This is a genomic window from Aeromonas sp. 9A (genome assembly GCF_963900955.1).
GTDB lineage: Bacteria > Pseudomonadota > Gammaproteobacteria > Enterobacterales > Aeromonadaceae > Aeromonas > Aeromonas salmonicida.
Map to the genome: position 1 here is coordinate 3,853,916 of NZ_CAWRFG010000001.1, position 14,668 is coordinate 3,868,583.

16 protein-coding genes and 2 pseudogenes are annotated in these 14,668 nt (G+C 59.8%); 8 read left to right on the plus strand and 10 right to left on the minus strand.

The genetic code is table 11. The annotated features are described in order from the left end of the window. Nucleotides 1–84: 84 nt before the first annotated feature. Both AACX78_RS17745 and AACX78_RS17750 read left to right on the plus strand, forming a co-directional pair. Complete coding sequence (locus AACX78_RS17745; protein ID WP_021138193.1) at nucleotides 85–837, plus strand: DUF3530 family protein; 753 nt, start codon at nucleotides 85–87, stop codon at nucleotides 835–837. A gap of 126 nt (nucleotides 838–963) precedes the next feature. Then, the gene (locus AACX78_RS17750) at nucleotides 964–1,920 is read left to right on the plus strand and encodes a D-2-hydroxyacid dehydrogenase (protein WP_159166989.1); all 957 of its coding nucleotides are present in this window, start codon (nucleotides 964–966) and stop codon (nucleotides 1,918–1,920) included. Between the two features lie 70 nt (nucleotides 1,921–1,990). On the opposite strand, the gene AACX78_RS17755 is transcribed toward AACX78_RS17750, so the two are convergent. After that, a complete protein-coding gene (locus tag AACX78_RS17755; RefSeq protein ID WP_021138191.1) occupies nucleotides 1,991–2,467 on the minus strand; it encodes a YMGG-like glycine zipper-containing protein in 477 nt (158 codons plus the stop codon). A gap of 234 nt (nucleotides 2,468–2,701) precedes the next feature. After that, nucleotides 2,702–3,042: pseudogene (locus AACX78_RS17760) on the minus strand (diguanylate cyclase domain-containing protein); the annotation flags it as partial. Nucleotides 3,043–3,349: 307 nt separating this feature from the next. Between AACX78_RS17760 and AACX78_RS17765 the strand changes: the two are divergent. Further along, nucleotides 3,350–3,952 (plus strand): nitroreductase family protein, encoded by a 603-nt coding sequence (locus tag AACX78_RS17765; RefSeq protein ID WP_021138189.1) that lies wholly within the window; start codon nucleotides 3,350–3,352, stop codon nucleotides 3,950–3,952. Between the two features lie 62 nt (nucleotides 3,953–4,014). On the opposite strand, the gene AACX78_RS17770 is transcribed toward AACX78_RS17765, so the two are convergent. Next, the gene (locus AACX78_RS17770; protein ID WP_159166990.1) at nucleotides 4,015–4,668 is read right to left on the minus strand and encodes an HAD-IA family hydrolase; all 654 of its coding nucleotides are present in this window, start codon (nucleotides 4,666–4,668) and stop codon (nucleotides 4,015–4,017) included. Further along, the gene (locus tag AACX78_RS17775; RefSeq protein ID WP_058393800.1) at nucleotides 4,665–4,889 is read right to left on the minus strand and encodes a hypothetical protein; all 225 of its coding nucleotides are present in this window, start codon (nucleotides 4,887–4,889) and stop codon (nucleotides 4,665–4,667) included. The genes AACX78_RS17770 and AACX78_RS17775 overlap by 4 nt, the downstream gene beginning before the upstream one ends. A 115-nt stretch (nucleotides 4,890–5,004) precedes the next feature. Here AACX78_RS17775 and AACX78_RS17780 point away from each other — a divergent pair, with 115 nt between their 5' ends. Then, entirely contained in the window at nucleotides 5,005–5,967 is a 963-nt protein-coding gene (locus AACX78_RS17780) for a LysR family transcriptional regulator (RefSeq protein WP_059111456.1), read from the plus strand. On the opposite strand, the gene AACX78_RS17785 is transcribed toward AACX78_RS17780, so the two are convergent. From AACX78_RS17785 to AACX78_RS17805, 5 genes are all read right to left on the minus strand, one after another. Further along, nucleotides 5,953–6,909, minus strand: a complete 957-nt coding sequence (locus tag AACX78_RS17785; RefSeq protein WP_159166991.1) for a GGDEF domain-containing protein — start codon at nucleotides 6,907–6,909, stop codon at nucleotides 5,953–5,955. The genes AACX78_RS17780 and AACX78_RS17785 overlap by 15 nt on opposite strands. 203 nt (nucleotides 6,910–7,112) lie before the next feature. Next, a complete protein-coding gene (locus AACX78_RS17790; RefSeq protein ID WP_159166992.1) occupies nucleotides 7,113–7,790 on the minus strand; it encodes a cold shock domain-containing protein in 678 nt (225 codons plus the stop codon). A gap of 119 nt (nucleotides 7,791–7,909) precedes the next feature. Further along, nucleotides 7,910–8,476 carry a cysteine hydrolase family protein gene (locus AACX78_RS17795; RefSeq protein ID WP_159166993.1) on the minus strand — a complete coding sequence of 189 codons (567 nt, stop codon included), beginning with the start codon at nucleotides 8,474–8,476 and terminating at the stop codon, nucleotides 7,910–7,912. A gap of 64 nt (nucleotides 8,477–8,540) precedes the next feature. Then, a complete protein-coding gene (locus AACX78_RS17800; RefSeq protein ID WP_159166994.1) occupies nucleotides 8,541–8,807 on the minus strand; it encodes a hypothetical protein in 267 nt (88 codons plus the stop codon). A 65-nt stretch (nucleotides 8,808–8,872) separates the two neighbouring features. Then, nucleotides 8,873–10,036 (minus strand): FAD-dependent monooxygenase, encoded by a 1,164-nt coding sequence (locus AACX78_RS17805; RefSeq protein ID WP_159166995.1) that lies wholly within the window; start codon nucleotides 10,034–10,036, stop codon nucleotides 8,873–8,875. A gap of 267 nt (nucleotides 10,037–10,303) precedes the next feature. On the opposite strand from AACX78_RS17805, the gene miaB reads away from it, so the two are divergent. The 4 genes from miaB (at nucleotide 10,304) to corC (ending at nucleotide 14,286) form a co-directional block, all read left to right on the plus strand. After that, the gene (gene miaB, locus AACX78_RS17810; RefSeq protein WP_005317314.1) at nucleotides 10,304–11,737 is read left to right on the plus strand and encodes a tRNA (N6-isopentenyl adenosine(37)-C2)-methylthiotransferase MiaB; all 1,434 of its coding nucleotides are present in this window, start codon (nucleotides 10,304–10,306) and stop codon (nucleotides 11,735–11,737) included. Between the two features lie 56 nt (nucleotides 11,738–11,793). Further along, nucleotides 11,794–12,837 carry a PhoH family protein gene (locus tag AACX78_RS17815; protein WP_159166996.1) on the plus strand — a complete coding sequence of 348 codons (1,044 nt, stop codon included), beginning with the start codon at nucleotides 11,794–11,796 and terminating at the stop codon, nucleotides 12,835–12,837. Continuing rightward, nucleotides 12,834–13,298 carry an rRNA maturation RNase YbeY gene (ybeY, locus tag AACX78_RS17820; protein WP_159166997.1) on the plus strand — a complete coding sequence of 155 codons (465 nt, stop codon included), beginning with the start codon at nucleotides 12,834–12,836 and terminating at the stop codon, nucleotides 13,296–13,298. Before AACX78_RS17815 ends, ybeY begins: the two co-directional genes overlap by 4 nt. 103 nt (nucleotides 13,299–13,401) lie before the next feature. Next, entirely contained in the window at nucleotides 13,402–14,286 is an 885-nt protein-coding gene (gene corC / locus AACX78_RS17825; RefSeq protein WP_005317320.1) for a CNNM family magnesium/cobalt transport protein CorC, read from the plus strand. A gap of 125 nt (nucleotides 14,287–14,411) precedes the next feature. On the opposite strand, the pseudogene AACX78_RS17830 reads toward corC, so the two are convergent. Beyond that, nucleotides 14,412–14,525 (minus strand): annotated as a pseudogene (locus AACX78_RS17830) (magnesium/cobalt efflux protein); the annotation flags it as partial. Between the last annotated feature and the right edge of the window lie 143 nt (nucleotides 14,526–14,668).

A 14,668-nucleotide genomic window follows, 5' to 3' on the forward strand; every position in this document is an offset into this window, starting at 1 on the left:
TTGGCTCGCTTTTTTATTGATCCCCTGGCCGCACTTCAGAAAACCAGCCCGCCGCCGCTAACCCAGTTAACCGGGGAGCGCACTATGGCCAGATTATCCTTATCACTGCTGTTACTGACCCTGCTGGCAAGCGGTGCTTCGCAGGCCAGCGAAGTCACGCCACCCGCCCCCCTCGACTACTGGCAGAACAGCGACTGGCAAGGGCTGCCCGATAGCACCCAGATCGACAAGCAGACAGTGCTGTTTGCCAAGCACGACAGCGACAGCTATGTGGGGCTGGCGATCCTGCTGCCGGACTGGCAGCGCAGCGGCCAGCTGTGGCAACTGACACGGGCCCTCGGCCGGCTCGGCTTCGATACCCTGCTGCTGCTTCCCTCTCCTCAACAAGCAGAGCTGGACCCCGCCGCCGAGAAGAAACAGCAGGCCATCGACGACTTTCGCAAGCAGTTTGCCGCCCGCATCATCAAGCTGGGGGATGCCAAGCTGCAAGAAGGGGGCTTCAAGCTGATACTGGCCCAGGGCACCAGCGCCGCCTGGGCCACCAATCTTATCGCCAGCGAGCAAGTGCCCGCCCCCGATGCTCTGGTGCTGCTCGATGGCTTCTTTCCGAATGTGCAAAGTAACCAGACCCTGGCCAAGCAGGTAGCCCAGGCCACCATGCCGACCCTGGATCTCTATCAGGAAGAGGGCGGGCGCTGGCCCCTGCTGGCCGCCGAAGCTCGTCGCAGCGAGAGCCGCCGCAGCCACAAGCTCAACTACCGTCCCTACGCCTTGATGGAGCTGGATGAAACACCGACCCGCATTCAGGGTTGGCTCACCCACCTCGGCTGGCTCTGACCTCGGCCTGCCCCCAAATGCCGCCAGCGTCACAGACAGCGCCATTGATTCACCATGGACGACGTTCGGGCTGGCTCCCTGGCGCCCATATTTGGCATCATGACGGCTCCAATGGCAGGAGGCGTCATGCAGCAGATAGTTTTTCTCGATAGCGATACCCTGGATGCGGGCATCACACTGCACCGGCCCGACTTTCCCCATCACTGGCAGAGCCATCCAAGCACGGCCCCCGAGCAGGTGGTGGAGCGGCTCAGGAATGCCAGCATCGCCATCATCAACAAGGTACGCATCGGCGCCCCTGAGCTGGCACAACTGCCGGATCTCAAGCTGATCGCCCTAGCGGCCACCGGCAGCGACAACGTGGATCTGGAAGCATGCCGGGCCGCCAACGTCGGGGTGTGCAACATCCGCAACTACTCGGGCCCCTCTGTGCCGGAGCACGCAATGGCACTGATGCTGGCCCTGTCGCGCAACCTGTTTGCCTGGCGCCAGTCCCTGCTGGAGGGGCGCTGGCAGCAGAGCGGCCAGTTCTGCTTCTTCGACCACAACATCATGGATCTGCACGGCAAGCAGCTCGGCATCATAGGCAAAGGTACCCTGGGTCAGGCGCTCGGCGAACGGGCGCAGGGGATGGGCATGATAGTGCGTTACGCCCAGAGCCAGACAGGCGCCAGCCACGACGAAGATCGGCTGCCGCTGGATGCGCTGCTGCAAAGCTCGGATGTGGTCAGCCTGCACTGCCCGCTCACCCCCTACACCCGCCATCTGATCGGCGAACGGGAGCTGGCCTTGATGAAACCGGGCGCCTTGCTCATCAACGTGGGCCGTGGCGGCCTGGTGGATGAAGCGGCACTGCTCAAGGCGCTGGCCAACGGTCGCCTCGGCGGCGCCGGTTTCGACGTGGCGAGCGTCGAGCCGCCGCCCCCGGATCATCCGCTGATGCAGGCTCTGCAATACCCCAATTTCATCTTGACTCCCCATGTGGCCTGGGCCAGCGAGGAGTCGATGCAGCGCCTCGCGGATCAGCTGATCGACAATATCAACGCCTTCGCCGAGGGACGACGCCAGCACCGGCTGATCTGAGTCACATCATGCAAAAAGGGGCCTGTTGGCCCCTTCCTCTATTTGTCGCCAGCACGCCGCAAGGCTGACATCAGTCATCGTCGTGCCATCTGTGTTTCTTGTGCTTTTTGTGCTTCTTATGTTTCTTGTAGTGATGATCATCGTCATCGTAGCGGTTGTTATTGCTCTTGTGACCATCCCCCGTCTTGGCACCGATGGCCGAGCCGCTGGCCCCCCCGACACCGGCCCCGATCAGCTGGCCTGTGCTGCCGCCGACGCTCTTGCCGATGGCCGCACCACCCAGTGCACCGACGGCGCCCCCCAGGGCCGCCTCATTCTTGTTTCCCTTGTTGGCGGTGGCGGCGCCACCGGCCGCACCGCCGAGTGCCGCACCGACCAGGGCACCGGTATCGCCTCCCAGCTCTTTGCCAATCATGGTGCCCGCCACACCGCCTGCACCGCCACCGAGTATGGTGTTGAGGGTTTCCGAGGCCTGCACAGCGCCGCTCATCAGCAGCAGGGAGCCCAACAGGGCCAGGGCACTCATGCCGCGCTTTTTCATCTCCATGGGGTACTCCTGTCAAACCTGATTAATTTCCCCTGCACTATATAAATGGCCACCCGCCGCGCCAGTAGCGCAAACAGCCTGACATTTAATCCAAAGGAATCCCGGCAAGACGTCAGGAAGAAAAATCAAAAATTAACACCATGAAAATAAAGATAAAAAATCTCAGTTCGGCACAAGGTGAACGGTATTTAGTCCAGCGTCAGGCTGTCGCAGCCCGGCAACGGCATGCAGGGATCAGACAGATATTGTCACCCCGGGGGATGCAGGCTCACCGCCAGTATCTGGATATGGAAAGAGATGCCAGCGATCCCGACCCGGTCGCTTGCTCTGGTAGAGGCATTCGTCGGCCCGCTCGAACAGAAAAAGGCCATCATCCGGGTAGTGGGCGCCACCCGCGCTCAGGGTGACCTGTGCCTGGATTCCAGCCACTGCTGGTTGCGTACCCGCGCCAGCAGATGATGCAGTCGCGACTCCCGCTCGTGGCGCTCCCACGGCAGCAGGGCAGCAAACTCGTCCCCCCCGATCCGATAGACGGCGCCGGTGCCAGGCTCGGCAGTCAGCAGCTCGCCTACCCGGTTGGGCACCTACTTGATCATCACGCTGCCACTGAAACAGTCGATGTGAACCGAACTTATGGTGAAAAGGCAGGAGCAATCGTCGATAGAAATCGGCTGGATAACCGCCAATGGATTAAAAACGCCAGAATGTGAGGCGGCTCATTCTTCCCTGCCAACCAATATCCACGGAGAGTAAAAACAGTGACCACTGGGCGTTGACGGTTAAGGAGGAAGCGAGTGTTATAGTCTATAGCTTGCACAATCGGAGCCGGATGGCCTTGCAACGACCACCGAATGCGATTATCTGTCAAACAAAGGAGATGTTATGAGCAGTCCGTTTATCGAACAGATCAAAGTACGTCGTACCATCTATGCCCTGGGCGACCAGGTGTCTCACACGCCGGAGCAGCTGACGACCCTGATCCAGGATGCCATCAAGCACAGCCCCTCCTCTTTCAACTCCCAGAGCTCCCGCGCCGTCATACTGTTTGGCGCCCAGCACCACAAGCTGTGGGATATCGTCAAGGCCGAGCTGAAGAAAATCGTGCCACCGGACGCCTATGCCCAGAGTGAAACCAAGGTAGATGGCAGCTTCCGCGCAGGGTTCGGCACAGTGCTGTTTTTCGAGGACACGGATGTCATCAAGGATCTGCAGCAGAAGTTTGCGCTGTATGCCGACAACTTCCCCATCTGGTCGGAACATGCCACCGGCATCGCCCAGTTTGCGGTCTGGACCACCCTGGCCCAGGAGAAGGTTGGCGCCTCCCTGCAACACTACAATCCGCTGATCGACGAAGCGGTACGCAAGGAGTGGGACCTGCCCGCCAGTTGGCTGCTGCGCGCCCAGATGCCTTTTGGCAGCATCGAGCAACCGGCTGGCGACAAGACCTTCATGGATGATGCAGTGCGGTTTCGCGTCTTCAAATAACCCAGACCCCACATCCGCTTCAAGCCCCCGCTGGTCGGGGGCTGCTTGTTTCCAGACGCCTGTCAGGTCAGCAGGCCAACCTGCAACATACCCTTCTCATCTACCTCCACACTCACCTGACGCCAATCCTGGATCACGGCTATGACGGCCGGATCCAGCAACCGCTTGCCTCCGACCTGCACCACGGCACAGCCGGCTCGCAGGGCGCTCTGTATGCCAGCCGGTGCATCCTCGAACACCAGACAGTCGGCAGGGGCAACCCCGAGCCCCTTGGCCCCCAGCAGATAGGGTTCGGGGTCCGGCTTGCCATGAACCACGTCCTCCGCTCCCACCAGCAGGGTAGGCAGCGGCAAACCGGCACTCTCCAGCCGATGGCGGGCAATCCTCTGGCTGGCGGAGGTGACCAGCGCCCAGCGCTCGGCTGGCAAGCGGGTCAGCAGAGCCCGGCTGCCCATGATGGCCTCACCGCGCCCGGTGTGATGGATCTCCAGCTCATCGAGCAGGGCCACCTCCTGCACCATGTCCAGCTGCGGTGCCAGGGCCCGGATCACCTCCCGCGAGCGCAAACCGTGGCACATGGCCAGCACGGGCTCAGGGGCCAGCTGATGACGTCTGCACCAGAGTCGCCACACGGTTTCTACCTCGTCGGTGGAGTGAACCAGGGTGCCATCCATGTCCAGCAACAGGGCCGCAGCCCGCAGGGTGAGCCGGGTCATGACGAAGCCCCAGCCAGCACATTGCTGAAGGCCCGCTGCTGGGCACTCTGCTCATAACAGGCCAACGCCTGCTCGGCATTGCTCGCCCACACTTGCAAAGGCCCGACGACGAAGCCTTGTTGCAGCAGGCTGGTCAGCAGTTCTCCCGTCTCCGGCGCAGCCAGTGGCTGGGCCATCACCAGGGTTCCCTTGATCAGAAACAGATAGCGTTCGGTAGACATGATATGGCTCCTTGTTGCACGTCAGAGCGGGCAAATGGCCCGTAACGAGACCATTAGAACAAGGCAGTTAGATAATTTATAATCAATTAATCGCCACATTGGATAACCAAACGGAATGAAATTCGACTTGAGGCAACTGCAGGCATTCGTGATGCTGGCCGAGACCGCCAACTACCGGGAGGCTGCCAGCCGGCTGTTTATCACCCAGCCGGCGCTGACCAAGCAGATCCAGGGGCTGGAGCTGGCCCTTGGCAGCACCCTGTTCAACCGGGGTCGCCATGGCGCCCAACTGACCGCCATCGGCACCCAGCTGCTCACCCAGGCCAGCGCACTGGTCGAGCACGGCAGGGGATTTGAACGCCATGCCCTGGCGCTGGCGAGCGGCATTGCCGGACGGCTCAAGATTGGCTTCGGGCTGTCCAGCTTTGCGCTGGCTCCTTCGCTGGTCGCCCGCTTCAAGCAGCAGGTACCCGATGTGATGGTACACATGCAAGACATGACCTCAGCCACCCAGCATGAGCGTCTGCTGTCGGGTCAGTTGCAACTGGGCTTCATGCGCAGACCACAGGCCCCTCAATTGCAAGAGTACAGATTGCTGACCGACCGGCTGGTGCTGGCCGTTCCCAGCCAGATGACGGGGCCGGATCCGGCCACCTTCGACGTTGAGTGGGCCCTCGCCAACCAGCCCCTGCTGCAAATGGTCGGCCATCGCTGTCCTGGGCTGAGCCAGCAGATCGCCAGCTTCCTTGGCGCCAACCGGCTGACCGCCATAGTCCAGGAAGCAGAGGATATACAGACACTGGTCGCGTTGGTGGCCGCCGGGATCGGCAACGCCATACTGCCACGCAGCGTCAGCTTTATCGCAGGCCAGGGCGTCACCCTCTACCCCTTGTCCGGGCCAAAGTCAGAGTGGGAAATCAGTCTGGTCTGGAATTCCGAGTTTGCCGATCCCATTCGCGATCGATTCCTGCAACTGGTCATGGCGGCACATCCCACACCTCAGCCGGCAGAGTCAGAAGGGATAAAGCCTCGCCACGGTCCCATTATCGAATGTGGCCTTCACTCAAGGGTTGGGTAATGAGGGGCAAGCCACGCTGTGGCAACGGTTTTTTCCCTCCTTCTTGGCCGTGTAGAGAGCCATGTCGGCTGCGGCCAGCAGCTCATCTTCCGAGATCAGCACCCGCTCCGGAAGCTGGGTAGCAATGCCGATACTGGCGCTGAGCCGGGCATCGCCCAGCTCATTCATACTCAACTCCTTGATCCCGAGGCGAATCGCCTCCCCCATCCTCAAGGCTGCCTCCTTGCCGGTATTGCCGAGGACCACCGCAAATTCATCGCCCCCGAACCGGCTTGGCAGATCCGCAGGCCGCTGGCAAAAGGCGTTGAGCAGGTGACCCGCCTGCCGCAAGAGATCATCTCCAACCTGATGGCCGAAGTGATCGTTGCACGCCTTGAAGTTGTCCAGATCGAGCATGATGAAAGAGATGGGCGTGCGCTCCCGCATGCTGCGACGCCACTCGTTATGCAGAAAACTGTTGAACAGGCGCCGGTTGGCAAGACCTGTCAGGGGATCATGCTGGGAGAGGTGGGTCACATCCAGCTCCAGCAACTTGCGCTCAGTGATATTGATATGGGTGATGGTATAAAACTCGACATCCACCCCCAGTACGGGGGAGACCCGCATCATGAACCAGCGCTGTATATCCGGGCTGTGGCAGGGATACTCCAGATGGAAATGGTCCTGTTCGCCACAGAGCACCCGGCGGATCCCCTCTGCCGCCATCAGCACCAGCGGCTCGACGGCGCTGTCGAACACCCGCAAGTAGTTGATACCCAGCCAGTCATACCCTTTTGGCATGCCGTTTTGCTCGGCAAACCGGTTCCAGGCGAGGTTGGTGTAGTGGATAACCCCAGCCCGATCAATCACGGCGATCTGGTCTTCCAGCGAGTTCAGCAAGGCTGCCAAGTACTGCGCCCGTTCGGAAAAGTGAAACAACGAGCCCTGAAAGTAATCCACCATGACCATGATCCTGAAAAAATAATAAATGGCATATACGGCAACAAACGAGTCAGCACTAGAAGTAAAGCCGCCATCCGTCACCTTGCCAACAAAGGTGACGCCAACGAACAGACAGGGCATGGCCCGGTATTACCCTATCCGACATGGCACATCAGCATGAAAAGAGCGGTGAATATTCGCAGCGGCAATCGGGCAGGCCAGCCTCAGTGACCACACCACTGCCGTTCACAGGGCACCCCATCCCCCTCTCCGTCCATCTTGGTGTTCGGGCAATGTCGCAAGAACCAGGTAGCCTCCTCGCAAGAGGTCATCTGGGAGCAATACTCACGACCATCGCACTGATAGCTGAGAGCAGAGGTCTGTGGCGTGCTACGGGAGGCACTGCCTTCATCACCGATGAAGGAGGAAACCGGCAAGGGGACCACAGAGTCGGTCGAAAAAAGGGAGTAGAGGGAGAACAGTCCCACCACCAGCAGCAGGGGGATCACTTTGCCGCGCCAGCTGCTCTTGTGGCGATAGGCGGGGCGAGGGCGGGATACGGGTCTGGGTCTGGGTCTGGGTCTGGGTGATGCTGGTTGTGGCGATCGGGTGCTGGTCTCTCTGCCGAGCCGGGGGGATGCAGAAGATGGATTAAACCCGTCCGCCAGCGACAAGGGTCTGTCGGGAAAGAACACCTGCACGGCTCTGGGCTTGTCATCCTTGCCAGTGCCTAACTGGTAGGAGACGCGCTCCCCGACGTTGGGCAGCGAGCCATCGGATTGCAGGGCCGAAATGTGCACGAACAGTTCGCTCCCTTGCTGCTCGCCCCCCTCCTGCTCCGGCGTGATAAAGCCGAAGCCTCGCGCCTCGTTCCAGCTCGCGATCCGTCCTTGATAACGCATGCCCTCATCCTTGTGGCCATCAATGCTGACACCATGTTGCCCTAAAACGGCGCCAGCTCAACAGGGGCCTGGGGACAAAATGTCAAAATAGTGAGCGAAAACAGCCTTGACCGGCGGGATCACTCCAGCTGGGCCACCTTGATGATCTCGGCGATACGGCCAAGCATCCGCAACGAACCCAGGTGCTCGCTGGCGTCGGCGGCAGCGCAGGCATCCTCCAGTATGGTGATGGCGTAGTCGCGATCGTGGCCGTCCCGCGCCGCAGCCTGAATGGCCCAGCTGGTGCTGACTCCGCACAGATAGAGGTGGTCAATGCGATTGGCCCGCAGCGCCGGCTCCAGCGCGGTACCATAGAAGGGGCTGACTCTGGGCTTGGTCAGCACCAGATCGCCGGGTTGCACGTCAAGATCGGGGTGAAAGTCGGTGCCATTGTCGGCAAGCGACAGGGCCCCAAACTGCTTGGCTCGGCCGAACATAGGGGACCCCTTGGGTTGCAGCAGATAATTGCCGTCAAACCCCACCTTGATGAGCACCACCAGCCAGCCGTGGCCGCGGGCATGGGCCAGCGCCTGATTGGCATGAGCGATGGCGTCTTGTTCCACCACATGGGCAGCCGAGGCAGCGATACGTCCGTCCGGATGAGCTATGTCGTTGATAAAATCGATCGCCAGCAGTGCTTTTTTCATCACTTAATACTCAACTTTTAATTACTTGACATTCTATTGCACATAGAAAAGATTTTATTAAAGCTCATATCCATATGTTATTTTTCATCAGTTCATCTTTTAACCTTTGAATCTCAGCTAACAATTCCTGTTCTCTCTCATATGTATCCATCTGTTCTTTTCTCTTCCTCGCCACAGCAAGGGAGTCTTGATATGAGGCATATAAACCCCACACAATCAGCAAGATAACACCTAGAACTCCCCATAAACCAAAGAAGTAATAAACAATGCTAAATATAGCTACCGTTGCAACAATATGGAGGAAAACTATTTCGCCATCTAATAGTTTCATAATTCAAATTCACCAATATTTAAATAAGCAACTCATCCCAGCCAAATATATTTGGCAGCCGCCTGTCAAACCAGCCCCAATGCGTAGCGCAGCGCCATCTCCTTGAGCGGGCCTGCCTTGTCCGCCAGATTGAGGGCCAGATTGCGAGCCAGCTTGAGCGGTCCTATCTCGTTGCTGAACACACCGTAGAAGAGATCCATCCCTGACTGCATCAGCAGGTTGTCAGGGCGACGGCGGCGCTCGTAACGCTCCGCCAGGGCCAGCTGATGCCAGTCGGCACCGGCTTTTGCCAGCAAGCCGGTCCAGCAGGCCACGTCCTTGAAGCCAAGGTTGACCCCCTGCCCCGCCAGCGGGTTGATGGTGTGGGCGGCATCGCCGAGCAGCACTACCCGACCGGCGTGATAGTCATTGGCGTGGCGTCGCACCAGCGGGAAACTCCCCTTGGCCGTGACGGTGAAGCCGCCGAGCCGGGCCGGAAAGTGGCGGCGCACCTCCTCCCCCAGCTTCTCGTTGCTCATGGCGGACAGGGCACGAATACGGGCCGGGCTGTCATACCAGACCAGGGAGCCGTGCTGGCCGGGTAGCGGCAGGAAGGCGCGCGGACCACTCGGGGTAAATTGCTGCCAGGTGATGTCTTCCTGCGCAAACTCGGTGTCGATGTTGATCAGCATGCAGTGCTGGCGATATTCAAAGCGGGACACGCCTATGCCAGCCAGCCGGCGCATCTGGGACTCGGCACCATCGCAGGCCAGCACCCAGCGAGCGCAAAGCTCTGTGCCGTCGTCCAGGGTCAGTACCGCCTCATCCGCGCTCTGACGCAGGCTCATCACCGCTGCCGGAGTGTGGGTCTGGATGTTGGGGAAATCCTCCATCCTCTTGAGCAGGGCCAGCTGCACCAGCCGGTTCTCTATGATGTAGCCAAGCTGGGGCAGGCCGAGATCGGCCGCGTCGAAACGGGTGGCAAAGCCATCCAGCTCCCAAGTCTCAAGCCGGCGGTAGGGACAGAGCCGCATCTGCTGCAGGTGCGACCAGGCTCCGGTCTTATCCAGCATCGCCACCGAGGCCTGGCTGATAGCGGAAACCCGCAGATCCAGCGGCTGCTCGGGGGCGTATTGCTCGGGCAATTGGGTCTCTATGACCCGAATGGAGAGGCCCTGTGCCGCCAGCAGACAGGCGGTGGCTGCGCCGACCATGCCAGCGCCGACGATGGCGATATCACACTGTTCCATAACTTGATTCCTGAAAAGGGACGCACCGGACCAGAGTAGGCGGGGCCGGACCGAATGGGGACATGATACCGCAAGGGACCGGCAGAAACAGTGAGACAAATTGCGAATTGCTGCGCCAAATCAAGGAGAAAGCCCATACCCATACGGACAGGCTCCGGGGCAAAGCCCCCCATGGCGGGCTGGATATTAGCTAGGCAGTATCCAGATTGCGGAGTAAAATGCCCGGTCCTTTGACCATGCCGATTTCAACACAAGTCAAGAGAATCAATGAGCAAGAAACTTCACATTAAAACCTGGGGTTGCCAGATGAACGAGTATGACTCGTCCAAGATGGCCGACCTGTTAGATGCCAGCAATGGCTACACGCTGACCGAAGAGCCCGAAGAGGCAGATGTCTTGCTGCTGAATACCTGCTCCATTCGCGAAAAAGCACAGGAGAAGGTGTTCCACCAGCTGGGCCGCTGGAAAAAGCTCAAAGCAAACAAACCCGGTCTGGTGATCGGCGTGGGTGGCTGCGTGGCCTCTCAGGAAGGGGAGAACATTCGCAGTCGCGCCCCCTATGTGGATATCGTCTTCGGTCCGCAGACCCTGCATCGCCTGCCCGCCATGATCAAGCAGGTCCAGGAGGGCCGTGGTGCCCAGGTGGACATCGCCTTCCCCGAGATCGAAAAATTCGACAGTCTGCCGGAACCCCGAGCCGAAGGTGCCACCGCCTTTGTCTCCATCATGGAAGGCTGCTCCAAATACTGCTCCTTCTGCGTGGTGCCCTACACCCGCGGCGAGGAGGTAAGCCGGCCGATGGATGACGTGCTCTACGAAATCGCCCAGCTCGCCGAACAGGGCGTGCGCGAGGTGAACCTGCTGGGCCAGAACGTCAACGCCTATCGGGGCCCGACCTTTGATGGCAGCATCTGCTCTTTTGCCGAGCTGCTGCGCCTGGTGGCGGCCATCGACGGCATAGACCGCATTCGCTACACCACCAGCCATCCCATCGAGTTCACCGACGACATCATCGAGGTCTACAAGGACACGCCGGAAGTGGTCAGCTTCCTGCACCTGCCGGTGCAGAGCGGTTCGGATCGCATCCTGACCATGATGAAGCGCCCGCATACAGTGCTGGAGTACAAGTCCAAGATCCGCCGCCTGCGCGCCGCCCGTCCGGACATCACCATCAGTTCCGACTTTATCGTCGGCTTCCCGAACGAGACGGACGAGGATTTCGAGGCCACCATGAAGCTTATCGAAGAGATCAACTTCGACATGAGCTTCAGCTTCATCTATAGCCCGCGTCCCGGCACGCCGGCCGCCGACATGCCAGACGACGTCGACATGGAAGTGAAGAAGGTCCGTCTGGCCCGCCTGCAGCATGTCATCAACAACCAGTCGATGCAGATTGGCCGTGCCATGCTGGGCTCCACTCAGCGCATCCTGGTGGAAGGGCCCTCCAGGCTCGACCCCATGCAGCTGTGTGGTCGCACCGAAAACAACCGCGTGGTCAACTTCGAAGGGGCACATACCCTCATCGGCGGCTTTGCCGATGTGGAGATCACCGAGGTACGCCCCAACTCACTGCGCGGTCGCTTTATCCGCGGTGAGGATGAGATGAACCTGCGCATCGCCACTGCGCCCCGCGAGATCCTGGCTCGTCGTCCCGACAATGTGCCCGATGCCCTCGGCGTGGCCGCCTTCACTCCCCACTAATCTCTTCGTGCCCATCTGGCCTTGCCGGATGGGCACTGCGTCAAGACGAGGATATTTTGAGCCGACACATAGCGACCCTGAATCTGCATCTGGAGCCCGCCGACAACCAGCGCCTTGCCAGCCTGTGCGGCCCCTTCGATGACAACATCAAGCAGCTGGAGCGCCGTCTCGGCGTCGAGATCAGCTACCGTGACCACCACTTCCAGTTGCTGGGCAAACAGGCCCAGGTGGATGCGGCGGCCGTCATACTCAAGCACCTCTATGTGGAAACCCAGCCCCTCAAGGGCGGCAAGGTGACCGACATCATCCCCGACATGGTGCATCTGGCCATTCAGGAGTCGCGGGTGCTGGAGCAAGATGACGAACCAGCGCCAAGCATCCCCTATGGCAAGGAGGTGACGGTCAAGACCAAACGCGGCCTCATCAAGCCACGCAGCCCCAATCAGGCCCAGTACATCGCCAATATCGTCAGCCACGACATCTGTTTCGGCATAGGCCCGGCCGGTACCGGCAAGACCTATCTGGCTGTGGCAGCGGCGGTGGATGCGCTGGAGCGTCAGGAGATCCGTCGCATACTGCTGACCCGTCCTGCGGTGGAAGCGGGTGAGAAACTCGGCTTTCTGCCCGGGGACCTCTCCCAAAAGGTCGACCCTTACCTGCGCCCGCTCTACGACGCCCTGTTCGAGATGCTGGGGTTCGAGCGGGTCGAGAAGCTGATGGAGCGCAACATCATCGAAGTGGCGCCGCTCGCCTATATGCGCGGTCGCACCCTCAATGATGCCTTCATCATCCTGGATGAGGCCCAGAACACCACCACAGAGCAGATGAAGATGTTCCTGACCCGCATCGGCTTCAACTCCAAGGCGGTGGTGACCGGTGACATTACTCAGGTGGACCTGCCGCGCAGCGCCAAATCCGGTCTGCGCCACGCGCTGGAAGTGCTGCAAGGTGTCGATGGCCTGTCGTTCAACTTCTTTGAATCCAAAGACGTGGTTCGCCACCCAGTGGTGGCACGCATAGTGCAGGCGTACGAAGCGTTCGATGCCAAACTGGCAGACGAGCAGGCGGCCAGCAAATCCCACAAGGAGAGTGCCCAATGAGTGTGACCCTGGATCTGCAACTGGCCTGCGCGGACACCGACGGTCTGCCCACCGAAGCCCAGTTGCAAGGCTGGCTGGACGGCACCATTCTCGGCTTCCAAGAAGAGGCCGAAGTGACGGTGCGTATCGTCGACGAGGCGGAGAGCCGCGAGCTCAACCTCACCTATCGCAGCAAGGACAAGCCCACCAATGTGCTCTCCTTCCCGTTCGAGGCGCCACCCGGCATGGAACTGCCGCTGCTCGGCGATCTCGTCATCTGCCGTCAGGTGGTGGAACAGGAGGCTGCCGAGCAGAACAAGCCGCTGGAAGCACACTGGGCCCACATGGTTGTGCATGGCAGTCTCCATCTGCTAGGTTATGACCATATCGAGGATGACGAGGCCGAGGAGATGGAACAGCTGGAACGTGACATCATGCAAGAACTCGGCTTTGCCGATCCTTATCTGAACGACGAAGAGTAAAAGCGTAAAGGGCGGGAGAGTCATCGTCTTGAAACAGCCGATGGCCATCCTTATATCACCAAGACAATTCCGAATGTGTTCAAGCGAGTAACCAAGAGAAAAAATGACTGACGATCACCCTAGTACCGGCTCGCCGAAGAAAACCTGGCTCGACAAACTCAGCCAACTCTTCCAGGGCGAGCCAAGAGACCGCAACGATTTGGTGGATGTGATAGCGGATGCCGAGGAGCGCGATCTCATCGATCAGGACACCAAGGACATGATTGAAGGCGTGCTCGAAATAGCCGAGTTGCGCGTTCGCGACATCATGATCCCCCGCTCCCAGATGGTCACCATAGAGAAGTCCCAGCCGGTGGACGATATCTTGCCCGTGATCATAGAGTCAGGTCACTCCCGCTTTCCGGTGATCAACGAAGACAAGGATCATGTGGAGGGCATACTGCTCGCCAAGGATCTGCTGCCGTTCGGTTTTGGCGGCCACCATGCCAGCGAGCCGCTGCAGCTGGAAAAAATCCTGCGCCCGACCGTGATAGTGCCCGAGAGCAAGCGGGTCGATCGCCTGCTCAAGGAGTTTCGCGAAGAGCGCTATCACATGGCCATCGTCGTGGACGAGTTTGGTGGTGTGTCTGGTCTGGTGACCATTGAAGACATACTGGAGCTCATCGTCGGCGAGATCGATGACGAGTTCGACGATATCGAAGATGAGCCGGACGAGATCCGCCGCATCAGCAAGCGGGTCTTCGCAGTCAGTGCCCTCACCGAGATCGAGGATTTCAACGACTTCTTCGGCACCCAGTTCAGCGATGAAGAGGTGGATACTGTGGGCGGTCTTGTGATGCACGCCTTCAGCCACCTGCCGAAAAAGGGTGAGGAGATCGAGTTGCAAGGTTACCTGTTCAAGGTGATGCACGCCGACCGGCGCCGCCTGCAACAGCTGCAGGTGAAGATCCCCGACAACCATGTCGCGGCCCAGTCTGAAGCGCAATAAGTCGCTCTGACGCCCTGTAAGCCTCACGCAACTGTCTTGCCGTAAAGCATCAGCGCCCCGCTCGTCGGGGCGCTGATGCTTTACGGCAAGACAGTTGCGTGAGGCTTACAGGGCGTCAGAGCGACTTATTGCGCTTCAGACTGGGCCGCGACATGGTTGTCGGGGATCTTCACCTGCAGCTGTTGCAGGCGGCGCCGGTCGGCGTGCATCACCTTGAACAGGTAACCTTGCAACTCGATCTNCCCTTCCCCCAGTGAACCGTGCCTGTCGCCCATTTCCTGCCCGGCTTTTTGCTTGAACAGGCCCAGGCAGTCGGGAGGCTCGCCGTTAACCGCATTTACAGGTTAAGATACCGGCCAATCAACCTGTTATCGTCCAATCC